General features: G+C 41.6%; 26 protein-coding genes and 2 riboswitches. Of the genes, 11 read left to right on the top strand and 15 right to left on the bottom strand.

Translation table 11 applies throughout. The features are described 5' to 3' along the window. Positions 1-284 precede the first annotated feature (284 nt). Positions 285-986, top strand: a complete 702-nt coding sequence (locus AC1TO9_RS24305) for a pseudouridine synthase (protein ID WP_482057849.1) — start codon at positions 285-287, stop codon at positions 984-986. 108 nt (positions 987-1,094) lie between these two features. On the opposite strand, the gene AC1TO9_RS24300 is transcribed toward AC1TO9_RS24305, so the two are convergent. Together AC1TO9_RS24300 and motA are read right to left on the bottom strand one after the other, a co-directional pair. After that, on the bottom strand, positions 1,095-1,901 hold the full coding sequence (locus tag AC1TO9_RS24300; RefSeq protein ID WP_482060717.1) for a flagellar motor protein MotB: 807 nt from the start codon (positions 1,899-1,901) through the stop codon (positions 1,095-1,097). Continuing rightward, entirely contained in the window at positions 1,885-2,685 is an 801-nt protein-coding gene (gene motA / locus AC1TO9_RS24295; protein WP_482057851.1) for a flagellar motor stator protein MotA, read from the bottom strand. The genes AC1TO9_RS24300 and motA overlap by 17 nt, the downstream gene beginning before the upstream one ends. Positions 2,686-2,879: 194 nt before the next feature. Here motA and AC1TO9_RS24290 point away from each other — a divergent pair, with 194 nt between their 5' ends. Both AC1TO9_RS24290 and AC1TO9_RS24285 read left to right on the top strand, forming a co-directional pair. After that, positions 2,880-3,173: a hypothetical protein gene (locus AC1TO9_RS24290; RefSeq protein WP_482057852.1), complete on the top strand. Its 294-nt coding sequence runs from the start codon at positions 2,880-2,882 to the stop codon at positions 3,171-3,173. 141 nt (positions 3,174-3,314) lie between these two features. After that, positions 3,315-3,617: a 4a-hydroxytetrahydrobiopterin dehydratase gene (locus AC1TO9_RS24285; RefSeq protein ID WP_482060716.1), complete on the top strand. Its 303-nt coding sequence runs from the start codon at positions 3,315-3,317 to the stop codon at positions 3,615-3,617. 69 nt (positions 3,618-3,686) lie between these two features. Here AC1TO9_RS24285 and AC1TO9_RS24280 read toward each other — a convergent pair whose 3' ends face one another. The 6 genes from AC1TO9_RS24280 to AC1TO9_RS24255 all read right to left on the bottom strand — a co-directional run bounded on the left by AC1TO9_RS24280 (position 3,687) and on the right by AC1TO9_RS24255 (position 9,251). Beyond that, the gene (locus tag AC1TO9_RS24280) at positions 3,687-4,043 is read right to left on the bottom strand and encodes a c-type cytochrome (protein ID WP_482057854.1); all 357 of its coding nucleotides are present in this window, start codon (positions 4,041-4,043) and stop codon (positions 3,687-3,689) included. 127 nt (positions 4,044-4,170) lie between these two features. Beyond that, on the bottom strand, positions 4,171-4,671 hold the full coding sequence (locus AC1TO9_RS24275; RefSeq protein WP_482060715.1) for a GNAT family N-acetyltransferase: 501 nt from the start codon (positions 4,669-4,671) through the stop codon (positions 4,171-4,173). Between the two features lie 130 nt (positions 4,672-4,801). Further along, positions 4,802-5,275 carry a C40 family peptidase gene (locus tag AC1TO9_RS24270; protein ID WP_482057856.1) on the bottom strand — a complete coding sequence of 158 codons (474 nt, stop codon included), beginning with the start codon at positions 5,273-5,275 and terminating at the stop codon, positions 4,802-4,804. A 3-nt stretch (positions 5,276-5,278) separates the two neighbouring features. Next, positions 5,279-5,416, bottom strand: a riboswitch (cyclic di-AMP (ydaO/yuaA leader). 195 nt (positions 5,417-5,611) lie between these two features. Next, on the bottom strand, positions 5,612-6,079 hold the full coding sequence (locus AC1TO9_RS24265; protein WP_482057857.1) for a C40 family peptidase: 468 nt from the start codon (positions 6,077-6,079) through the stop codon (positions 5,612-5,614). Positions 6,080-6,083: 4 nt separating this feature from the next. Beyond that, a riboswitch (cyclic di-AMP (ydaO/yuaA leader) is annotated at positions 6,084-6,224 on the bottom strand. Between the two features lie 202 nt (positions 6,225-6,426). Then, complete coding sequence (locus tag AC1TO9_RS24260; RefSeq protein ID WP_482057858.1) at positions 6,427-7,251, bottom strand: hypothetical protein; 825 nt, start codon at positions 7,249-7,251, stop codon at positions 6,427-6,429. A gap of 11 nt (positions 7,252-7,262) precedes the next feature. After that, on the bottom strand, positions 7,263-9,251 hold the full coding sequence (locus tag AC1TO9_RS24255) for a M1 family metallopeptidase (protein WP_482060714.1): 1,989 nt from the start codon (positions 9,249-9,251) through the stop codon (positions 7,263-7,265). 153 nt (positions 9,252-9,404) lie between these two features. Between AC1TO9_RS24255 and AC1TO9_RS24250 the strand changes: the two genes are divergently transcribed. Next, complete coding sequence (locus AC1TO9_RS24250) at positions 9,405-9,914, top strand: YwhD family protein (protein WP_482057860.1); 510 nt, start codon at positions 9,405-9,407, stop codon at positions 9,912-9,914. A gap of 470 nt (positions 9,915-10,384) precedes the next feature. Here AC1TO9_RS24250 and AC1TO9_RS24245 read toward each other — a convergent pair whose 3' ends face one another. Further along, a complete protein-coding gene (locus AC1TO9_RS24245; RefSeq protein WP_482060713.1) occupies positions 10,385-10,969 on the bottom strand; it encodes an AraC family transcriptional regulator in 585 nt (194 codons plus the stop codon). A 198-nt stretch (positions 10,970-11,167) separates the two neighbouring features. On the opposite strand from AC1TO9_RS24245, the gene AC1TO9_RS24240 reads away from it, so the two are divergent. After that, the gene (locus AC1TO9_RS24240; protein WP_482060712.1) at positions 11,168-11,509 is read left to right on the top strand and encodes a hypothetical protein; all 342 of its coding nucleotides are present in this window, start codon (positions 11,168-11,170) and stop codon (positions 11,507-11,509) included. A gap of 225 nt (positions 11,510-11,734) precedes the next feature. On the opposite strand, the gene AC1TO9_RS24235 is transcribed toward AC1TO9_RS24240, so the two are convergent. Then, positions 11,735-11,944, bottom strand: a complete 210-nt coding sequence (locus AC1TO9_RS24235; protein WP_482057863.1) for a helix-turn-helix transcriptional regulator — start codon at positions 11,942-11,944, stop codon at positions 11,735-11,737. A 6-nt stretch (positions 11,945-11,950) separates the two neighbouring features. Continuing rightward, entirely contained in the window at positions 11,951-12,253 is a 303-nt protein-coding gene (locus AC1TO9_RS24230; RefSeq protein WP_482060711.1) for a hypothetical protein, read from the bottom strand. Between the two features lie 151 nt (positions 12,254-12,404). On the opposite strand from AC1TO9_RS24230, the gene AC1TO9_RS24225 reads away from it, so the two are divergent. Genes AC1TO9_RS24225 through AC1TO9_RS24215 form a run of 3 tightly spaced genes read left to right on the top strand, consistent with a single transcriptional unit; the run spans position 12,405 to position 13,102 of the window. Next, positions 12,405-12,749, top strand: coding sequence for an FtsW/RodA/SpoVE family cell cycle protein (locus tag AC1TO9_RS24225; RefSeq protein ID WP_482060721.1), 345 nt, complete (start codon positions 12,405-12,407; stop codon positions 12,747-12,749). A 43-nt stretch (positions 12,750-12,792) separates the two neighbouring features. Then, complete coding sequence (locus AC1TO9_RS24220) at positions 12,793-12,924, top strand: FtsW/RodA/SpoVE family cell cycle protein (RefSeq protein WP_482060710.1); 132 nt, start codon at positions 12,793-12,795, stop codon at positions 12,922-12,924. A 49-nt stretch (positions 12,925-12,973) separates the two neighbouring features. Beyond that, the gene (locus tag AC1TO9_RS24215) at positions 12,974-13,102 is read left to right on the top strand and encodes an FtsW/RodA/SpoVE family cell cycle protein (protein ID WP_482060709.1); all 129 of its coding nucleotides are present in this window, start codon (positions 12,974-12,976) and stop codon (positions 13,100-13,102) included. Positions 13,103-13,179: 77 nt separating this feature from the next. Here AC1TO9_RS24215 and AC1TO9_RS24210 read toward each other — a convergent pair whose 3' ends face one another. From AC1TO9_RS24210 to AC1TO9_RS24200, 3 genes are all read right to left on the bottom strand, one after another. Continuing rightward, complete coding sequence (locus AC1TO9_RS24210) at positions 13,180-15,360, bottom strand: heavy metal translocating P-type ATPase (protein WP_482060708.1); 2,181 nt, start codon at positions 15,358-15,360, stop codon at positions 13,180-13,182. Continuing rightward, complete coding sequence (locus AC1TO9_RS24205; protein WP_482060707.1) at positions 15,347-15,745, bottom strand: ArsR/SmtB family transcription factor; 399 nt, start codon at positions 15,743-15,745, stop codon at positions 15,347-15,349. The genes AC1TO9_RS24210 and AC1TO9_RS24205 overlap by 14 nt, the downstream gene beginning before the upstream one ends. Positions 15,746-16,269: 524 nt before the next feature. Continuing rightward, entirely contained in the window at positions 16,270-18,321 is a 2,052-nt protein-coding gene (locus AC1TO9_RS24200; RefSeq protein WP_482060706.1) for a transglycosylase domain-containing protein, read from the bottom strand. A gap of 246 nt (positions 18,322-18,567) precedes the next feature. Between AC1TO9_RS24200 and speB the strand changes: the two genes are divergently transcribed. The 3 genes from speB (at position 18,568) to argS (ending at position 21,858) form a co-directional block, all read left to right on the top strand. Further along, positions 18,568-19,437 (top strand): agmatinase, encoded by an 870-nt coding sequence (gene speB, locus AC1TO9_RS24195; protein WP_482057868.1) that lies wholly within the window; start codon positions 18,568-18,570, stop codon positions 19,435-19,437. Positions 19,438-19,756: 319 nt separating this feature from the next. Beyond that, the gene (locus AC1TO9_RS24190) at positions 19,757-20,179 is read left to right on the top strand and encodes a YwiB family protein (protein WP_482057869.1); all 423 of its coding nucleotides are present in this window, start codon (positions 19,757-19,759) and stop codon (positions 20,177-20,179) included. Further along, entirely contained in the window at positions 20,179-21,858 is a 1,680-nt protein-coding gene (argS, locus tag AC1TO9_RS24185) for an arginine--tRNA ligase (RefSeq protein WP_482057870.1), read from the top strand. Before AC1TO9_RS24190 ends, argS begins: the two co-directional genes overlap by 1 nt. A 144-nt stretch (positions 21,859-22,002) precedes the next feature. Here argS and AC1TO9_RS24180 read toward each other — a convergent pair whose 3' ends face one another. After that, complete coding sequence (locus AC1TO9_RS24180; protein ID WP_482060705.1) at positions 22,003-23,211, bottom strand: S8 family peptidase; 1,209 nt, start codon at positions 23,209-23,211, stop codon at positions 22,003-22,005. Positions 23,212-23,398: the final 187 nt, after the last annotated feature.

Here is a 23,398-nt window from a genome sequence, read left to right as displayed (position 1 = left end):
TATTGAAATATAAGAAAGTATAAGTTTTACCTGAATCAATTTCATAATCGCCGATGCAGCTAAATCGGGTTGCGTAATTATGAAATTGGTTCTTGATACTCTATTCCTTATATTTCCTCTGAAACGGATACCGTCTTGAAAAAGACGGCATAGCCGTTTCTACTTGATTGTAGATAATGACGGGAATAATATCAATGTCTTTTCAAAGGTATTGGAAAATGTGGTATCCTTATCGGATAGTGGGTAGAATAATTAAACATAAACATAGAGGTGAGAAAACAGTCATGCGGATTAATAAATTCATCAGTGAGACAGGCTTCTGCTCCCGTAGAGAGGCAGATAAGAGAGTGGAGAATGGCGAAGTAACGATTAATGGCGTATTAGCTGTACTTGGTAGTCAGGCTGAAGAGGGTGATGACGTACGCGTAAATGGTCAACCACTGCTCTCTAAGAAGAATAATATCTATATTGCGCTGAATAAGCCGATAGGTATAACTTGTACAACAGAGCTGCATATTCAGGGAAATATCATCGACTTTGTAGGCCATTCGGAGCGTATATTTCCGATAGGAAGATTGGATAAGGATTCAGAAGGATTAATTCTTTTGACGAATGATGGGGATATCGTGAATAAAGTATTACGTTCAGAAGGTAAACATGAAAAGGAATACTTAGTAAGTGTGGATCGTCCGGTTACAGATTCCTTTGTCAGGGGAATGTCCTCTGGTGTGAGAATATTAGGTGAAATGACGCGACCTTGCGAAGTGACTATATTATCAGAGCGGAGATTCCGTATCGTTTTGACAGAAGGTAAGAATCGACAGATACGACGTATGTGCCAAGCTTTTGGGTATAAGGTGGAGGCGTTACAACGTATACGAATTATGAATATAGAACTAGGGAACCATAAGGTTGGAACTTGGCGGGACCTAACGACTGAAGAGAAACTGGAGCTTGGAAGCCTGCTTCATTATAATTTAGAATAATCGATGGGTACAATAGCTGCATAGAAATAGAAGAGGGTTCTAAAAGTCAATAAAAATGGCAGGCTGGGGATAATCCCTTGCCTGCCATTTTTAGAATATAAGAAAGTGTTAGTCTTGGACATCTGTGACATTCAGGACTTGATTATTATCTTGGTACTTACGAATAAGTGATACTTCCACGCGGCGATTCTTCGCTCGATTCAGGGCCGTATCATTATCGACTATCGGATGGTACTCACCATAACCGACAGGAGTGAACTTCTTAGGATCAAGCTTGCTATTGGTCAACAATATTTTCAAAAACTGTATGGCTCGATCGGAGCTTAGATCCCAGTTAGATTCGTATTCACTGTTGGAGATGGGAATAGTATCCGTATGTCCTGAAACCACAATGTCATAATCAGGGAATTCCTGTAGCATACCTGATATAGCAGTGGCCAATTGTTTGGACTCAGGCTTCACTGTAGCCTTACCAGAAGCGAAGAGTGCAGTGTCGCTAATTGAGATCATTAGCTGTGATTGATTAAGCTTGGTTTCGAGCTGATTGGTAAGCCCGTTCTGCTGGATATATTGATCTATTTGCTGCTTCAATTTCTCTAAATCTATCTGCTCTTGTCTGATAAGCGAAGCCTGTTGACTTTTAGTGACCTTCTTGGCTGGAGTGTCTTCAGCTGCTAGGTCTGAAGTAGTGTTATCTTTGGAAATAGAAGATGTATGGTTCAGAACACCAGTTCCAGTAGAAAAGGCGGCACTGAAGGCCTCACTCATCGCTTCGAATTTTTCTGCATCTGCAGCACTCATTGAATATAAAACAATGAATAGAGCTAGAAGAAGAGTCATAAGGTCAGAGTAAGGGAGAAGCCAAGACTCATCCGTATGTTCCTCTTCCTCATGACGTCTAGTCTTTTTGCTCACCTAAACCACCCTCCCTAGCTTTCATTTGTTCACGTTCAGAAGGGGTTAAGAATACGGAAAGCTTTTGATTAATAGCAATCGTAGACACACCTGATTGAATAGATAGAAGACCTTCAAGCATCATAAGTTTAAGCTCAATCTCAGCTTTTGATATACGTTTAAGCTTATTGGCAGTTGGGTGAAAGATAACATAACCGGTAAATATACCGAGTAGAGTTGCGATGAAAGCCGCACCTATCGCCTTCGCTAGTACAGCCATATCCTCCATATCACCTAGTGCAGCAATAAGACCTATAACGGCACCCAACACTCCAAGTGTAGGTGCGTACATACCCGCTTGAGAGAAAATAAGAGCCCCGCCCTTATGACGATCTTCGGTAGCATTAATATCTTCCATTAAGACATCGCGCACGAAGTCCTGATCATTACCATCAATAATCATTCGCATTCCGCTACGCAAGAACGTATCGTCAATTTCTTCTACTTTGGATTCCAGAGCGAGTAATCCTTCACGTCTAGTAATGGAGGCCCACTCCATAAATAAAGTGATCATTTCTTTCTTATCCATTGACTTCTTCTTAATAAAGACAATCTTGATTAACTTTGGAATCTTCTTGAGCTCTGACATAGGGAATCCCATAAAGATGGTTGCCGCAGTACCTCCAAAAATAATTAAATATGCTGCAGGTACCATAAGGGCACCTAATGGAGCACCTTTGAGAAACATCCCTACTACAACTGAAACTAAACCTAAAATTAATCCAATAATCGTTGAAATTTCCATTGTACACCTCATCCATGAGAAATAGAATTGAATCCTTTCATGCCGCCAAATGAAGATAGAAAAGATGGACTGTCGCACAAGAGACGCATTATAGTATATTATCGACATAAAGGGCTTTTTATTTAAGGTCTATTTTCCTGTATAATGAAATCAATTGTAAAAGTTCTGTTACAAACGAAATGGAGGGCTATAAATTGGGTGTAAAACATGGTCGTGATTACGAAGTTATTTTTCAAGAGTTGACGATTGCTGTAGGTCGAATTACAGATAGTTATTTATTTTTTGAGATGGAAGAAGAAGAATGGAACCAGCTATCGGTGGAGGATAAGGAAGAGGTCATGGAAGCTTTGGCAGAAGATTTATTCTATGGACTGGGGACAAATCCATCTATAGCAGTTGGAAGTGGGGTGGTTATCCACGATCAAGAGAACCATCGAATCAATATACTTATAGGTGATACAGAACTGGCCGTTGTGCCTTTAATTTAATAGAGGTAGTTCAATAAGTTCAGTTTTTTGACCATGGACTATAGAGATTGTTGCATGAAAGGTTATTTGAAAGAATACAATGATATAAGTGGCGGGGTTATCGTTAGATAACATTGGTCTGGAAAGGTGGCAGCTTAAAGAGTGACGTATACAAAGGAAGAAGTGGACGTGCATTTGAGTCAGCTTAAGGGCTGGGAGTTAGTTGAGGAGCGCTTTATAGAACGTAGATTCATTTTCTCAAGTTTTATGAAGGGAATTTCATTTGTAGATGATGTAGCAACCATCTCTGAGGCCTTTAACCATCATCCTCTGATCACCATTGATTATCAGAATGTTATTCTCCGTCTCACTTCTTGGGATGAAGGATATCTAACTGCCATAGATATGAAAGAGGCGAAGCAATATAATGAGGCCTTTGACAAGATGTGTGGAAATAGAAAGTGAAGAGTAGTGGAATTTCACGCAGAACGGGTACCTTCCAAATAAGGAAGGTACCCGTTTTTCTATGTTGTGTTATTTCTTTTGGGCTAACCACTGTGCGACATTAGCAATTTCTTCTTCGGCTAATGTATCTTTGAAGCCAGGCATAATTCCTTTACCTTTACTAACCAATGTGTACATTTCTTCAGCTGACATCGTGCTACCGATAGCTTGTAGGTTCGGACCTACTCCCCCTTGTAGCTGATCACCGTGGCAAGAAATACAACTCGCTTTAACTATTGCTTCAGCAGCCGAAGCATCGAATACAACCTCTGGCATACTAGGTTTTGCTACTTTGTCTACTTCCCCTTGACCAGGAAGAGTAAACATAAGTACGATGGCTAGAATACATGCAGTAAAGAAGAAACCACTCATAATATATTTTTGCATCTTGTTCATCCTTTCTTATGTAGGCTGATAATTTTATTATAACGGATAGGAAACGTACATCATAGCTATTGTGTCAAATAAGTGATGAAAAATCCAGTATATATTATATAAAGGATGTAATTGAGTGCTATTTATCATAGAAATCGTAAGATTTTCTTAAAACCATGCAAAAAAAGGGCTTCATACCATCTGGAGTTAGTCGTTCATAAGTATCCGTAATCTCAAACCCTGCTTTGAGGTATACCTGGATGGCACGTTTGTTCCAGGTTAGAACCTCTAGGTCAATTTCATCATGGGGGCTGCGTCGTACTGCCTCACGAGCAATAGATTGTACAACAATATTTCCTAATCCCTGTCCACATAAGTCAGGTCGCATGCTGATCCCAAGACGGGTTACACCCTCTAACGGAAAGAACTGTGCAAATCCGTAGAGTTCTCCTTGTACATCCGTAACAGAAGCATACTGTTCTCTACGAATAATCGGATCGCCAAATTCAATGCCTAGCGCTTCCATTTGGTCCCAAGACATCCATCCGTAAATATCGTATGGAATGGGATAAGTCCATTCCGATATAGCGCGAGCATGATCAATCTCCATTGGGATAATGATTAAATGTTGGTGATTCATACACAGATTCCCTTCTGTAAGTAATAGTTCAAACCTGACTTTTTTAAACTCGCATTGTATATAGAGGTGAAAAAACCTGCAGTTGAGATTCAATTGAAATCTCCTCCACAGGCCCGTTAATAAGTATTATTTAATTATCGAGTGCAACAGACTCATATGTATTATCACTCATAATTCTTTTAGCGCCAACGTAACCGTTTTTATAATAGGCTTGGCTAAGTGAGTTAATAATGACACCCCTAGAAGAGGAAGCATGTGCAAAATCTCCATCACCTACATAAATTCCAACGTGCGATACAAGACCTTTACTAGTAAAGTTAAAGAAGACAAGATCTCCTTCTCTTAAGTCCTTCTGTGCAATCGCTGTACCCATACTAAATTGGGAACCAGACTGATGTGGTAATTCAATACCTAGCTTATCGAAAATATACATTGTAAATCCTGAGCAATCGAATCCATTGGTGTTTACACCACCACCTACATATGCAGTTCCAATCGTAGGCTCAATAGCCTTGTCCATCTTAGAGTCTGCGAAAGCGCTTCCGGTTCCAATGGACAACAATAATGTCATTCCTAGAGCTACTGATATTAATTTCTTCTTCAACAAGATAACTCCTTCCGGTGCCTGCGAGGTTAGCTTAAGGATTCGGTTGAAGGTTCCCTATGATCCCTCTGAAGCAAGATCAATTCACCCAAGACGGTTCCCCCACTTCCCGTTGTATCGGGAATTCGGCAGATATAGTTAACGTAAATGTTACAAAACTTATTACAAAGTTGTTACTATGTACTTACTTGAACTATTGTAGCAAAGGAATACCGGTTTGGCAATTGTTTTTTGTCATATTTGATGTAAATGATTTAATTTTGTTGAAAAAGGAAGACCTACGCAAGGGATGTCGAGTCCTTCATAGGTCTTCTTAAGGTACTATTTATCGTATTGTTAATTGTAGGCAGCAGCTTGATATTTGGCAGTACTCATGACACGTTTAGCACCAATATAGCGCTTGGCATAGTAACTTTCGTTAAGGGAGCTGATGATGACACCACGTGAAGTAGATGCATGTGCAAATTTACCACTACCGACAAATATGCCAACATGAGAGACACCTTTTCCTGAAGTGTTGAAAAAGACTAGATCTCCAGGTCTCATCTCATTACGGGATACAGCTGTACCTGTTTTGAACTGTGCTGAAGACTGTCGTGGCAAGGTGATGCCTAATTTGGAGAAGACATACCGAGAGAAGCCAGAACAATCAAATCCATTGGTGGTTGTTCCACCGGTCTTATAAGTAACTCCAATAGTACGGTCAATGACCGAATCCATCGTTGAGTCTGCAAATACGCTACCTGTTCCAATGGTTAACGCAAGAGCCATACTTAATACGCTAGCAGTTAACTTCTTGTTCAATTACGTTTTCCCCTTCCAATGCCTGCGAGGTTAGCTTAAGGATTCGGTTGAAGGTTCCCCTATGATCCCTATGTTGCAAGATCAATTCACCCATATAATTGGATCCCCCGCCTCCTGGTGCTTAGGAATTCGGCTGTATGATGCACCAATAAGTGACAATCGTCAATAACTAATAATATGAATAGCTATAAAGGTTACAAAGTTGTTATAAGTGTTATCTTAACAGAGGATTTACACTTTGGCAAATTCCAATAACCCAGTAAAGACAAGAAACCCCCGCCCTTTTTGTTGAAAAGGGCGGGGGTTTCTCGTAACAAGCAATTATAGAGAGAAATAAAGGAGAATGATTACGACTTGTAAAATCTGGAGTGCCATACATGATAATGAGAGGTGATATGCCACATTTTGAATAAACAAGTTATGAGTGGATAGGACTGTTGAAGTATGAGAGCAAGAAGCCCTGACCACACAAGTGAAAGACCGGTAAATAAGCAGAAGAAAAGTAAACTGAGTACACCCAAGATGAGGGATATTCCAATAACAGGAAGTGCACTACGCAAACATACTAGGGCAGAGGAGATGATACCTGTTGATCCTGTTTTTCCAAATTGCATAAAAAGGATGACGTGATGTATGACATATCGATATATGATCCAACCCAGAACATAAGGAATAGCCTGAAGCAGAATAGATGGTGTCATATAACCACTAATAGCTAACGTATAGAGCTTAGGGATTAACCAGTATGCGGGAAGAAGAACTAATAGTGCCTCACTCCAATAGAACAGCATCACTGGTTTGGCGTACAATGCCATACCTTTGAAAAAGAAAAGTCCTGTCTCACCCTTTTGTTCTTGGTGAAGCCCATAGAATATGCCTGAATGAATCAAAGGAGTGAGAAGCATACGAAAGAGTAACATGCCCAGTAGAATCCACATGTAGTTATGAACGGTTTGGCTATGCATGAGATTCAATTGTCCTTCAACGTAGAATAAGATCTGACTTAATTCAGTGGGAGGTGGGTCTGGGTAGCGCTGAAGTAAAGGAACTACGACTGAATTAACCAAACGGTACAGAAAGTAACTGAAGAGAAGTTGGTACAGAAATAGAATGATAACGACGTAGAATTGATTCTTGACACTGATCCAGCCATTGGCGATATTCGTCCTCACCGTTCTTCACCTCACCAGGACAGACTTCCAAGCCATACTTCAAGCAGCTTGGTCATGCTAATGTTCCAGCGGGAGACCTTCTTGGTATCTAGCTCCGCTGTTAAATAGTTATTGATATATTTGTTCTCAAGTACAAGTGTGTAATCTGGATCAATGAGAGCCGAGGAAAGAGGCGATGTATATTGTAGCTTGAACTGGATCGTATCGCCTGTTCCATTCCATACTCTTTGTAAGGTGTGACCATCTGCAAATGTGAACTGTATTGGGATATTGGAGTAAGTACCGCCTAATCGACTTACAGTTACGTTCGATTCGTATTGTGTCTCAGAGGCAACGTCTATCTTCTGTACTGTGATGCTATCAATAGCAAAGTCGGTCATTTGTTTACCATAGACATATTGATCGAAAAAGAATTGCCATGATTTGTGAGTGACCTGCTCCACAACCAGTTGGAAATCACGGGTTGATGGGTGGGAAAAGCGGTACTTTTGAGCATAGGTCGCCATGATCTTATTCATCTTTTGCTGACCGACTTGTCTCTCAATACTTTTTAATACTAATTTGCCACGGTAATAGACATTTTGAGCATAATGTTCCTGAGAGCCATATTTCCATGCTTCCTGTGTGAGTGAAGCGGGTGAAGAGATGATCGTGGCTTGGACAGGAAGATTGGGAATCAGTCCGAATTCCTGCTCCATTAGCTGGTCTTCTGCGTATGAAGTGAACCCCTCATCTAGCCAGGCCTCTTCAAATTCATTACTTGCAATCATCCCATAGAAATATTGATGGCCAATTTCATGAATAACCGTTCGCTCCAGTTCATAACCAGGTGAATCGTTGTTGGCACCGAAGGCTGTAATTAAGGTCGGATACTCCATACCACCTGCGCCATTGCCCGCATTAGGAGGGACAACGATCGATAAGGTGGAATAAGGATAGGGACCATACCACTTGCTGAAGTATTTTAAGGCAACCTCAGCGGCATAGAAATAGCGATCTTTCATATCCTTATGAGCAGGGTCTAAATATAGCTTGATTCGTACACCAGGAACCTCAGGAGATGAGAAGGGCTTCTCTGCTACAATGAAATCGGGAGATGCCGACCAAGCAAAGTCGTGAACATCATCCGCGTAGAACTGGTAGATCTTCTCTCCCTTTAGGAACTGAGCTGTTTTAATAGGAAAGCCTGTAGAAGCAACAATATAGTTCTCTGGAACATGAATACGCACATTGTAGATACCGAAATCAGAATAGAATTCAGAATTTCCGTGGTATTGATGAAGATTCCAGCCTTCAGAGGTTCTGTTTCTTAAACCAACAGGTTCATATACGCTGATCTTGGGAAACCATTGTCCCGCCATAACAAATTTGTCGGCGACTCCCATACGGGCGAATATTTGAGGAAGCTTTACTTCAAACTTCATGTTAAGTGTAATACTCTCCCCTCCCTTTACAGGTCGTGGAAGACGTATTTTGACCAAGGTTGTGTCTTTGCTATTGCCATCATCGGGCTGTACGTACTGGATACGGTGCATCAGTGAGATGCCATCTTCAGTCTTGAGATCTGTGAGAGTCATGGAACCGAAGCCATCGGAGGGCATGGTATCGTTACGGAGTCTCCCACCGGATTCTTTCATAAATGTTGTATCCATAGATGAGAATGCATTCGGATAGAGGTGGAAATATAGCTCCGTAACGGTGTTCTTACCGGGATGGGTCCAGGTGAGGTTCTGTTCTCCTTTCAGTAAGTTAGCTTCTGGATCAAGAGAAACATCAATGTGGTACTCTACAATTCGTTTACTCAGTACTTCAGCTGTAGGCTGCTGAATGCTTTCCTTTTGAATTTCTGGAGTAGTTGTACTTGTGGGCTTGGCCTGAATGGGCGCATAAACGGTCTTGGATTCGGGTGAATCCTTGAGAAGCATCCACCACCAGGTTCCACTGAGAAGAAATAGGGTAATGATCATAACGGCAATTTTTTTGGAGCGAGCTGGGGTCATACTTGAATACCTCCCGTTGACAAGCATCTACAGCATGTATATGTTTGCAATTCGTCAATTATTAGTTAAAATAATAGGAATCGCCGTAATAAATAACTGGATGCAGAAATACGGGATTACATTTCTGTTTCATGGTAGGGGGATAATGAATAAATGGATAACAAAGAACCAAGTGGCAAGAAACAGATTGCCCTGAATATTGTGAGTAGCAAGAGAAGTAAACATACCGGATTTGGAGCGGGTTCGATTGACCTAAACAACGTATCACCGGTCATCATTGACGAGGGTGAAGCTAAGGTGGATGTAGGAGCAATCCATGCTAAGAGTAAAGTGGAGAAGGGCATTAAGTTCTCTGCGAATCGTGAGGATGTACCGAATGGCCGTCTAGTATGGGTAGTGTGGGTCGCGGTGGACCGTACGCCAGAAGGGCAGCTTTATGGAGGCGCTACAGCTTGTGAGATGTGGATCGATACAGAAGCTCGTAGAGGTTACAAAATTCTAGCGGATCACGTTAATAACCTAGATGCCGCTTTGAAGCGCAAAATCATATTGGATAGATTGTCTGATGAGGAAAAGACTGCTCTTAAGGAGTTACTAGTGACTCGTAATGAAGAATGGTGGGAAGCTTCGTCTGAGGAATTGAAAAAGGCGTTAGAAGTGTAATGGAACTATAGTGGAATAGATCTTTATACAGCTATGAAAGACTCGGGAGATCGTTCTCGAGTCTTTGTTGTGAACATAAGGTGTTGAAATCACTTGAATAGCCGATACGACACCGGCCCCAAACCATCCATATTCCATGTAATATCCTAAATTAAGCATGGCATTCAGTGGAATAGACGTAAAGCCGGGTTGTTAGAGTGACGAACAAAGCTTCGCGCTTGAAGGTAGTGAAGGTGCGGCTAGAGTAGATGTAAAAGTACACTTAATAAGCAGGAAAAGTTGAGGTCAAAGGAGATAGTTGCAAAACTACACTTAAAAATGGCGATAACGCTGAAAAGTGGAATTTCTATTAAATTAGATGTAGGTTGTGCAATTAAAATTGGCTGAAGAGGGATATGGCTGAATTTAGATGTACTTAATGCAACTGCGTGCCTAGCAAAGCTAGGTACATCTAACTGAGGAAGGATGGTTCATTCTTTAACGTTATCAATCATCTGGATATATTGTAGATCCCCTAATCCATACTGTGGAAAAAGGCGAAATAAATGTTCTAATAATTGATCCTGTGGTTGATCTATATGTTCGCGGATATAGGCTGTGATTCTATTGTCGCCCTGTACATATTCTAGATACAATCGAATGCCCTGATCCATGACTGGCATGAGTTTGGCTGCAGGAAGATGATGATCTAACAATGCTTCGCGGTAGATTTCGTGATAGTGATTTGGGTCAATCGCTGTTTCTTCAACATCATAGGTTAGCTCCTGAACCATGTGATAGCAGACAGTCCCTTGAAAACTGATTTGTTCGAGATAAGCCAAAATCGTTAATAAATTCATTTGACAAAACATATCATCGCCAAACCATAGCACAATGCATCTGTATTTCTTATTTAGCAAACATGCCAATGGTTTCATCGTTATATCTTCATATTTAGCTAAAGAAACGTGATGTCCTGCAGCCCTCAATCGGTTAAATGCCGGACTGAAAATATCTGCACAAGACTCATTATCGCACATCGCCTCATTGAAGGGGATGTAATCAACAGTCTCCATTAACTGATGTCTTGAAAAATGCTCATACATGGTTTCTCCATTTCTACTAAACTAATAGTAATTGTTAGCGTTATATAAGTGTAATGCTAACTTAATCCAATAGGAAGAGTTTGTTAATGAACAAGCTATTTGGAACAACGCAAGTAGTAATGTTGGTAATAAATTTGAAATCATTTCTTTTAAAAGTGAGGTGTCATTATGAATAAGAAGAATAAGGCGATTATCATCTTAAGTCTAGCTATAATCTTAGGAGGTTCATTAACCGTAGGAATTATGAGTAGTAAAGCGGTTGCTGAAGAATCTAAGCCAATTGAATCGACGGAATTGATCACTCCCGACAGTGAGAGAGGAAAAGAGTTGATAAATCATGCTCTGACTCAACCTGCTAAAGATATTCAATCAGAACATGGTGATTTTAATTATGTTGAAGTGCCAAGTACGTATCCGAGCAATGAAGTAGCGAATTTAGATCGTGAGGATGAAATAACGTCTGATACAAGACAGGTCATTCTTAGAGGTTATATTTACGAAAAGGAATAATCCCCAAATACTTATCAAAGATATCGCGTGTGCCTACTCTCAGCAGATTTACTCACCATGTGAAACAGCAACAATAGACGAAAATAGAAAAATGGCAGATCGGGGATAGTTTCCTGAACTGCCATTTTTCTATTTCTTTCATGATTTTCAATTAAAGCGAGTTTCTAAGCGAGCGTACCACTTTTGATAGAGCTTATAGCGTTCATTCTTCCTTTGTTTAGAGTCTTACTTTGAATTCTTTTCATATTTATATAAAAATAACTCATTGACCGTGGTACCTAAAACCGAAGCCATATCAAAAGCTAATTTTAAAGTTGGATCATATTTATTGTTTTCTATAGCATTGATCGTCTGTCTGGTAACTTGACATAGATTAGCTAAATCCTCTTGGGACAATTTTTTTGCTTTTCGTAATTGTTGAATATTATTTTTCATACATAATCATCCACCGTATCTCTTTTTATTAATTAAAAGTGCTACAAAGTAAACTATAGTAATTGTTACAAGAAAAGTAAACGGATTTAATCCATTTGTTCCTGAACCATTAGTCATAGATGTATACAAGGAAACACCTATTTCTATTATTAATACACCTACTATAACAGCAAATGTTTGGGACATTGCCTTTTGTTTAATGTAATTTTTCCTTTCATCTCCTTGTTTTGATAATGAGTAAAGGAAAAAAGCAATGAGTGTGATGGTTAATAAAAAGATGCCAACTAACAAAATAAAAATCCAATTCATTTTGATCCCCTCCTGCAAATATGTAAAATACTTTTTACATTTATAATTATAAATGAACCAGTCGAAATGTCAAACTCTTTTTACATTTTGACTGGTTTCCTGAAATCAACTTTTATATGTTTTTTTGGAGTGTCCCTTTTTTATTGGAGATGTGGTGAACGGGGCACAAGGTTGGATCAAAGTCCCAGGGGTTGGTCTTAAACTTCAGCCAGCTGAACTATTTAAGCTTGTTCTTATCATTTCCCTTTCTGCATTAGTCACTCGGGAGAATAACTTAGAACTCTCTCTTTGGAGGGATGTTGTACCTCTTTCATTATTAACAATCATCCCTTTTGGGATCGTTATAGCTCAAAATGATATGGGAAATGCGCTTTGTTACTTTGTTATATTGCTAGGGATCCTATGGATGGGAAACATAAAATACTCACATGCTATCATTCTACTGCTACTAATTTTTGTTTCACTTTACTTAGGGATTAAATCATATATTTCATGATCAGATTTCATCTTATCTAGAGAGTACGAATAGACAGCATTGGTTGAATCGAATCGACCCATGGCTTCTACCTGATCAAGCTAGTAAGGACGCATCTTATCATACCCAAAATGCTCTGATAGCAATCGCGTCCGGAGGAATGTTCGGAGAAGGATACATGAAGGATCAATCATGATCATTGGAATAATTTCGATGTTTTTATATCAGATTTTGAAAATATCGGAATGTTCCTAGGCTTAATGCCTTTAACAGGAATTACGCTACCGTTTATCAGTTTCGGAGGAAGTTCTTTGCTGATTAATATGGTTAGTTTTGGTTTGGTGATGAGCATTCAAGTGCACAAAGATGAATAGATCTTTTGGATAAGTGCGTATTCAAAAGTCACCTCTTGATATACTTCATAATCAAAAGGTGACTTTTTGAACAAGCTCTATGATTTATCTTTACCTAATAGAATCGACATGCCGAGCAGCGTAACGATAATCGTTGCACCCATATCGGATAATATAGCAATCCAGAGCGTGAGCCAGCCCGGAATGGTTAGTAGAAGTGCAATGGCTTTCAGTGTTAGGGAAATTCCTATGTTCCAGCCGATAATCCGATTGACCCGTCGTGCCATATGGATCGCACTTGGTAACTTACCGAGATGATCTTGCATGAGAACAATATCAGCGGTCTCCATGGCGCTGTCTGTTCCTTTACCCATCGCTATTCCTAACTGGGCAGTAGCAATGGCAGGGGCGTCGTTAATACCGTCACCGACCATGGCGACCTTCCAATGAGAGGCAAGGCTCTTAATTTGTTCAACTTTCTGTTCGGGTAGAAGCTTGGCATAATAACTAGAGACGCCTGCCTCTGCGGCAATCATTCGTGCCGATTGCTCATGATCACCCGTAAGCATGACCGTCTGAGTGATGCCAGCTTTATGAAGCAGCTTAATGACGTGTTTCGTCTCCGGTCGTATTGTATCTGCAAGTCCAAGTAGGCCAAGTACGTGGTTCTCATCTGCCGTAATGATCAGTGTGAGACCTTGCTCCTTCAGACGGTGTATATCATGTTTCACCTGATCTAGATGCTGGAGATCGGCTGCTACCACATGCGCTAATATATCTTCACTACCCATCCAAAAGGTAGTTCCCTCTACCTCGCCTTGAATGCCTGACCCTGGTAAAGTCGTCAATTGAAGCGGCTCAGGGAAGTGGTTGGATTCTCGTTGACCCTTGATATGGCGAACGACCGCTTTAGCCAAGGGATGGAGAGAGGATTGTTCCAACGAACCCGCAACATCATAGAATCGCCCGGAATCATAAATAACTTCCTCAATAACAGAGGGCACACCTTGAGTTAGAGTACCGGTTTTGTCGAAGGCGATAACGTCTATTTTACCTAACTGCTCAAGATGAACCCCGCCTTTGATGAGAATGCCGTTACGTGCACTGCGTGTCATACCGCTTACCAGAGCAATTGGAGAGGAGAGCACGAGTGAACAAGGGCATCCTACTATGAGAATAGCGAGTCCTTGGTATAACCATTTCATCCATGGTTGCCCGAATAGGAGGGGAGGGATAAGAATGACCAAGAGAGCAGCAATCATAATGGCAGGTGTATAATATTTGGCGAATTTATCGATAAATAATTCTGTAGGTGTTTTGCTATCCTGTGCTTCTTGTACTAAATGCATAATTTTAGCTAATGAGGAATCTTCGTAGGCTTTCTCAATCCGAATATCTAGTAATCCATCTGCATTCACACTACCACCATAGACAGCATCCCCTTGTTTCTTAGATACCGGTATGGATTCGCCTGTAATCGCGGCTTCGTTAACTGCGCTATTACCCTCATATATAATGCCATCCGAAGGAATCTTCTCACCTGCTCTAACTCGCACGAGGTCCCCGACACGCAGATCAGAGATAGGAACGTGAATAACCTCTCCATTACGCAGAACCGCAGCTTCCTTAGGAGCATTGGCAAGTAACGCTTCTATCGACTTGCGCGCACGGTTCATACCATAGCCTTCGAGCCATTCATTCACACCAAATAGAATCGCAACGAGTGTCGCTTCTTTCCATTCACCAATCGCAACAGCTCCCGTTAGCGCAACGGTCATTAAAGTATCCATATTGAATTTAAAGCGCATCAGATTGTTCAATCCACGCCAAAAGGTGGAGTAACCACTAAGAACAATAGCTATAATATAGAAGGAAATAAGTAAGGATTGTGGAAGGACGCTATTTAACACAAACGTGAGCAGATAGAAAATAATAGCTATTCCGAGCAGCCATTTAATTAGTTGATTTCCATCATGACTGTGGCCGTGGTGAGAATCTGAGCCATGTTTCTGATCATGTCCGTGCTCGTGATCAGGTCCCTTACTTCGTACAAGACGGGCGCCATCACTTTTGAGAACACGCTCAATGCGCGATATATCTACGCTTGGATGTACCGTTAATTTACGATTAACGAAGCTCAGTCGGGCATCTGACCCATACTCTAATTTCTGAATAGCTTCCTGCATTTCTCGCGCACAGTTAGCACAACTCAAGCCTTCGATAGGGTATTCAACATGAGGTGAATCAGGAATCTTCGGGTTGTTATTATTCGTGCTCATCGTCGATCTTCTCCCTCTGATGTTCTAATGTCATCTGAATAAGCGTTCGGATATGATCATCTTTTAAAGAATAGATGACGTTCTTGCCATCCTTGCGTGACGTAGTAATATGCATATTCTTCAAGGTGCGTAAATGGTGCGAGGTGGTTGCCATGCTACTACCAAGAACGGCGGCTACATCGCATACACATAACTCATGCTCATGATCTAACATGAATGCGATCTTCATGCGTGTTGGATCGGATAGCGCTTTGAATATATCCACCATTCCCAGAATTTCATCTTCTTGTATTAAGTTCTGCAGCCGCTGGATTCTATCTAGATTGACGTTAGTTACTTCGCATACATCTTCGGTAGGTGTTTGGGGTATCTTTAATAGGTTCATTGGGCGTAGGTCCCTCCTTCACAATAAGTAAGATTATTATTCATATTCAAATGGACGTTTGATTGTTACTTTAATATACATGTGAATAATACAATAATCAAACCAATGTTTGAATGATGGGGGAAAGGCATAACCATTCAAGTAGAAACGGCTTCGCCGTCCTCTTTTAAGGACGGCGAAGCCGTTTCGGCTTTAAGTGTCGTTTATGCAATTACTCGCCAGCGGTAGATTTCTAACGGAAGTCACAGACCTTATTTCACGAAAAAACACCAAAATAGAATTCTAACGGAAATACAGGCCTCTATATGCACATTAACAGCTTAAATCTGAAGAAAAAGACCAAATAAGGTCTCTCATTTCCGTTAGATTTTCAAAAGTGACGATTTGAGCAAAATAGAGGCTGCTAGTTCCGTTAGAGAATGTACGTAGTTCCTCTCCACGATGCTGCCACAGGCGATGTCTCTATTTGGGTTGTTAATATGGTGCATTTAGGCACTTATTTCGTCCCCATGGCTCCCACCTGCTTACTCCATCCACCACCGCTTCAGGTTGGACCACCAGGATTGATCTTGTGTCTGCACCTCTAAAGGTACTGGTTCAGGTTCGCCAGCGCCGTGCAGTGTACAATACTCTGTGGGCTCTGTGCCCTGAATGAACACTTCAAGCGTCTTATTGGGGCAATCCGCTGTAGCTAATCGTCCTGATTCTGGATTAATGTAGACACTAACGACACCATCTGGAATAGGGAAAATTTTCGGTGGAACATTCTCAAGTGCTCTTTCCGTATATTGTGCAAAAATAGGTGCTGCTCGGCGTCCATCCGCATTCTCAATATTGCGTCCTTTGTCGTAACCGACCCATACGGCCGTGGCTAACTCAGGTGTAAACCCTACAAGCCATGCATCTGTATTGGTCGTTCCTGTCTTGCCTGCCACAGGTCTCTTCATGATGGATGATACCCGATTGCCTGTTCCGCCCGCCTCAAAGACACTTTCCATGAGATGCGTTAATACGTAGGCGGCAGCGGCGTCCACAACTTGTTCACCTTGACTTGGGCTTGCTTCGTAAATGATCTCACCTGTGGAATCGGTTATTTTTAACACGGCAACAGGGGGCTTGAGTAGACCCGCGTTACTAATTACCCCGAAGGCGGAAGCCATCTCTAATGGGCTAATCGGAGAAGTCCCTAGTGCAAGTGAAGGTACCGCTTGAAGCGGACTCGCAATCCCCATCTTTCGTGCTGTTTCTAAGACCTTTTCAGATCCAAGAGTCATAATCGTATTTACGGCATAAATATTGTCACTCGCTGCAATAGCTTGTCGCATATCAATCTCACCTAGATATTTATCACCGAAATTGCTGGGTTGGTAGGTTTTACGGTTATTATCGTAATGAAATAATGTTGGTTCGCTTTTGAATGTGCTAAGAGGATTCATTTGTAATGAGGAAAGAGCGCTCAAATACATAATGGGCTTGAAGGCTGATCCTGGTTGGCGGGTCGTAGCCAGCGTATGATTATACTGGTTATTCTGATAATTCGTACCTCCAACCATAGCTTTGATATAACCCGTTCGTGGGTCCAAAGAGATGAGAGCCGTCTCAAGCTCACTACCTGGGTCCATTTCTTTGGCTACAGCCTCTTCAGCTACCTGTTGGGCATGAGCATCCAAGGTGGTATATATATTTAATCCACCATGATCCAACTGTTCCTCCGTAATTCCGAGCTCATCAATGACGAGCTGACGAACATAATCACGGAAATAGGGGGCAATAACGATAGTCTTCTTTTCCCCCTGAGGTAGGAATACTAGCTTCTCGCGTGCTGCAGTATTCGCTTCCTGTTTCGTTATATAACCCGTCTTGACCATCGTGGAGAGCACAATTTTTTGTCGTGACAGTGCGTTGTCCATATGATTGTAAGGGGAGTAATAAGTAGGTCCTTTGGGAATACCAGCAAGCATGGCACTTTCTGCAAGGATTAGATCACTAGAAGATTTACCGAAATACATACGTGAAGCTGCTTCGATTCCGTAGGCCCCGTGTCCGTAATATATTTCGTTAAGGTACATTTGGAAAATTTCTGTTTTGCTGTACTTCATCTCGAGTTGAATCGTATATAAGGCTTCCCTTATTTTACGTGACCAGGTTTTGGCATGGGATAGATACAAGTTCCGAGCAAGCTGCTGCGTAAGAGTGCTAGCACCCTGTGAACGATCCATTTTCTCTATATTGACCAAGACGGCACGACCCATTCCTTTGATATCAAATCCTGAATGATCATAGAACTTCCGATCCTCTACCGATAGCGTGGCTTCCATAAGAGTGGATGAGATGTGATCTAAAGTCACGGGCTCATAACTACGCCCACTGGTTGAGAAGGTAGCCATAATTCGGTCTTGGCTGTCTAGAATACGGGAATTGCGATCCGTATCCGCTACGGGCAGCCCTGTATTATATAAATATAGTAGCAGAACACCGCCAGTTAGAAGGACGATGAATGTCACGCCGAACAGCAGTTTAACGACGGTGCGTAACCGATTCTTGCGTTTAGGTGGTTTATGGGATGGTCGCGACATGACAGGTTGGCCTCCGTTCTTTCCTTTTCTTCTCATTATGGGAATGGAATGGACTAGATATTCACAATTAACTGAAAGTTTCCTTATATGATGATAGATGTAATTCAGAACGCTCATGTAAATAGGCAACATACCCCGAATGATAGTTGCTTTTTTATGATGATTTTATATAATGTGACTGTTACAATAAGAGGAAATGTGAAATATGTTGATGATCTTATGAAGTAAAGGGGATATATGTAGACGATGAAATTAGATCAAGCTTATTCAGGTAATGTATTTATTTGTAGCTCTGAAGATTACGAAGGTTCAAAAGCTGTCATATACGGAATGCCGATGGATTATACGGTTAGTTACCGTCCGGGTTCACGCTTCGGTCCTTCTCATATACGTCAGGCATCAGTAGGATTAGAGGAATATAGTCCTTATCTTGATAAAAGTATTGAGGAAATGATCTATTTCGATGCTGGTGATCTCCTGTTACCGTTCGGTAATGCAGGGCGTAGCCTTGAAGTTATTAGTGAATATGTAGGCAAGTTGCTAGCAGATGATAAATTTCCAATCGGTCTTGGCGGAGAGCATTTAGTTACGTGGCCTGTCATTCAGCAGGTATATGCGAAATATCCTGACCTGATCTTGATCCATATTGATGCGCATGCCGATCTTCGGGAGCATTATGAGGGCGAGCCACTCTCGCATTCTACACCTGTGCGTAAGGCTGCTGCACTTATGGGAGGAAGTAATATTTATCAATTTGGTATCCGTTCCGGATCACGTGAAGAGTTTCAATTCGGTCATAAGAACATTAACTTCTATCCATTTGATGTAGCTGCTCCTCTAAAAGAAGCACTACCGAAGATGGGGAACCGCCCTGTGTATGTCACTATAGACATTGATGTGCTAGATCCTTCAGCAGCCCCGGGAACAGGGACAGCAGAAGCGGGAGGAATCACATCGAAGGAGCTACTTGAAGCAGTGCATCTCATTGCTAACTCTGAAGTCAATGTTGTAGGATGTGATCTGGTAGAAGTTGCACCTATCTACGACCCATCACAACAGACGCAGATTGTGGCCGCTAAGCTCATTCGTGAAATGTTGCTAGGGTTTGTGAAATAAAGATTAGACCATCAGTAGACACCGTTAGATAAGCCGCGAGAGCTGACACTTTCATAAGGCATCTAAAGGTGTCTTTCTTCAAATATAAGAAAGTATAAGTTTCACTTGAATCAATTTCATAATCGCCGATGCAGCTAAATCGGGTTGCGTAATTATGAAATTGATTCTTGATACTCTATTCCTTATATTTCCGCTGAAACGGGTGTCGTCTTGAAAAAGACGGCATAGCCGTTTCTACTTGTTAATTTTATTTGAATTGAATGGGCGAACTGGATATAGTAGTACAATAGGAATGTACAGATTGGAGAATGTTCGACATATGTCACACAAAACACAAGCACTCATAACACTTCAGAGTCGTTATGATGGGGAAGAAGTAGTACAGGAGTTGTCTGCTGAGTTGATCGTGAAGGGTCCAGATTTATATGTGCGTTACGAGGAACCCGAGAAAGGTCCGCAAGGAGGCACCACCAGAACTACCATGAAGATAACAGAGAATGGGATCAAAATTATGCGCCACGGTGAAGTACAATCAGAGCATTCTTTTCAACTTGGAGAAAGACTGCCCGGATTTTATCGTTCACCGTATACCACATTTAATCTTTCGACGGATACGACAAAGATGGATATGAAGCTCGAGGGAATATACGGGCATGTGAGTTGGGCATATGATTTATACGTTTATGAGGATCTTTCAGGACAATTTGAAATTCATTTACATATACAGGAGGAACTAAAATAATGATAATTAACCCCTTAGAGCAGATCAACCAGTTGGTGTCGGAGGCGATTGCTGATGCCGTGGTGTCTGCTGGATTAGTCACTCGTGAAGAGATCCCAACGGTTACGCTTGAAGTTCCGAAGGATAAAGCTCACGGAGATCTAGCTACGAATATTGCAATGCAATTGACGAAGATTGCGAAGAAGAACCCTCGGCAGATTGCGGAGGCGATCATAGATCACTTGGACTTGAAAAAGGCCAATATAGAGAAGGCGGAAATTGCAGGGCCTGGATTTATCAACTTTACCTTGCTGAAGAGCTACCTATATCCAGTATTGCAACAGGTACAGACTCAAGGCAGTGATTATGGTCGGAGTAACATAGGTCAAGGGCAAAGAGTACAGATAGAGTTCGTCAGTGCTAATCCAACGGGAACATTACATTTAGGACATGCCCGTGGAGCAGCAGTAGGAGATGCTTTGTGTAATGTGCTGGATTATGCCGGATACGAAGTGACTCGTGAATATTATATTAATGATGCGGGTAACCAGATCGTTAATCTGTGTAGATCGATCGAGGCTCGATACCTTCAAGAATTGGGGAAACCGGTAGAAATGCCTGAGGATGGTTATCACGGTGCAGATATTAAGGGATTTGCTAAAGAATTGGTAGCAGAGAAAGGCGAAACGTTACTGGCTATGACCGAAGAGGAGCGCACAGCCTTTTTGCGTACTTTTGGTTTAGAGAAAGAATTGGCTAAGATCAAACGTGACCTTTCTCGATTTAGAGTGCATTTTGACGAATGGTTTAGCGAAACGTCACTGTATGAGAATGGACAAGTGGAGGTTGCCCTCTCCGAATTGAAGGCAAGAGGAGAAGTCTATGAATTGGATGAAGCTACTTGGCTCCGTACAACAAATTATGGAGATGACAAGGACCGCGTATTGGTGAAGAATGACGGAACGTATACGTATCTGACGCCAGATATTGCCTACCATCGTAATAAATATAGTAGAGGGTTCGACCAGATGATCAACATTTGGGGTGCAGATCATCATGGGTATATTCCACGTGTGAAGGCTGCTATGGATTCGTTAGGTTATGATTCTGGGAAATTGACCGTATTGATTGCTCAAATGGTGAGCTTATTCCAAGACGGTGAAAAGGTGAAAATGTCTAAGCGCACAGGTAAGGCTGTTACGATGATAGATCTGATGGATGAAGTTGGCGTCGACGCCATTCGCTATTTCTTTACGATGCGTAGCATGGACTCCCACCTAGATTTCGATATGGATCTAGCTATTTCAACGTCTAATGAGAATCCTGTATTCTATGTTCAGTATGCCCATGCTCGTATTTGTAGCATTTTCCGTCAGGCAGAAGAACAGAATATTACATTACTACCTTTAGCAGATCTTGATTTGAATGTGCTGAATACGGAGCGGGAGTATGATCTCCTTCGCAAAATAGGTGAATTACCTGAAGAGATCGCCGCAGCTGCTGAGAACTATGCACCGCACCGTATGGTACGTTATGTATACGAACTCGCTTCCATGCTTCATAGTTATTATAAGGCAGAGCGTGTAATTACTGAGGATGCCATGCAGACACAAGCTCGGCTTGTATTGCTTGACGCTGTTCGTACAGTCATTGGCAATGTACTACAAATGATTGGCGTAACTGCACCGCAAAAAATGTAAAACAACACAAAAAACCTAAGAAGAGGACGGCACAGCCGTCTCTACTTAAAATATAAGAAAGCATAAGTTTCACTTGATACTCTATATCTTATATTTCCGCTGAAACGGATACCGCCTTTGAAAAAAAGGACGGTATAGCCGTCTCTACTTGGGAGTAGCGGTTTTACGTTGCTTGAGGCTGGCTGTTAAAGATTTCGCTCCATTGGGCGCTCCCTTCATTCCTTCACGAAGTAGACGAAGGGCGTTAACTTCACCACCATTACGGTCCAGACGTTGCCCTTTTCTTAAACGTAAAGGTGATGCTGTTCGCTGAAGGAGGAGCTTGATATCTAAGGGCTTCAGGTTGCTGTTCTGTGCAAGTAATAGAGCGATGGCTCCACTGACATGTGACGTAGCCATAGAAGTACCGCTCATTTCATGATATTTACCTTGTGTCCATGAAGATATAATTTTATCCCCAGGAGCATAGATATCAATATACTGTCCTCGATTACTAAATGTGGCAATGCGCTTGTTGTGATCGGTTGCTCCAACAGATATCGTCTGTGCATACCGTGCAGGGTAGTCAATCGTTCGTCGCTTACTGTCGTTTCCTGAAGAAGCGATAATCGGAATACCGGCAAGGTACACTTTATTGACCATTTCTTGTAGAGCACGACTGCGTGTCTTCATTCCGAAACTCATGTTAATGAGATGGACGTGGTTGCGAGCGCACCAATCGATGCCTAGAATAATATCAGACACATAGGCAGATCCATTATGGTCAAATGCTTTGACAGGATAGATGAGGGCTCGAGGAGCAACTCCCATCATACCTTCTGTGCTATTTGCAGCAGCAATTGTACCGGCAATATGGGTACCATGACCATTATCATCAAGGGGTAACATATTTCGATTCAACAGATTAATACCTCTGGCCAATGATTGTCGAAGGTCAGGGTGTTGGTAATCGACACCCGTATCGATGACGCCAATTTTGATACGATGTCCTGTGGAGGTTGACCAAGCTCGGTGAGCATGAATTTGCTTCACTCCATAAGGAATTCCTGGATTGAATTCGGTCTTACTTTGAATAGCGTGAATTTTTAAAGGCATATTCTGTTCGATGATCAGAGAATCCTTAAATTGATTCGTGAATTTGCTACGACATGTTACAGGAGCGATAATAGATTTAATAAGATGGGATGATTGAATGAAGGGAATCTGGACACCAGTAGCCTTTAACCTGCTTAACTCCCGTTGGCATGCATAGTAGCTTTTAGGATTGAGAAAGGTCAGGATACGTTGTTCCTCGATCGGGGTGCGAGTATCCACTTCTTCAATCAACATCTGTATAAATCGAGAGTAGTCCATGCTGAGTCGTCCCCCTCGTGATCAACCGTGCTGAGATATTCTATGAACGTAGAGCTCAACGGGAGTGGGAACTTGCCCTTATTTACGTAAAAATAGGCACGTATTCGTTGTCAATAATGAAGCCGTGTACATAATATAAAGAGAAGAGACCAGATATCTCTTACACACTCCCGCAAGGAGTTACTTC

This window comes from Paenibacillus sp. Y916 (genome assembly GCF_056786435.1).
Note: the sequence above shows the minus strand (reverse complement) of the source record. Positions and strands in the feature narration are given on the sequence as shown.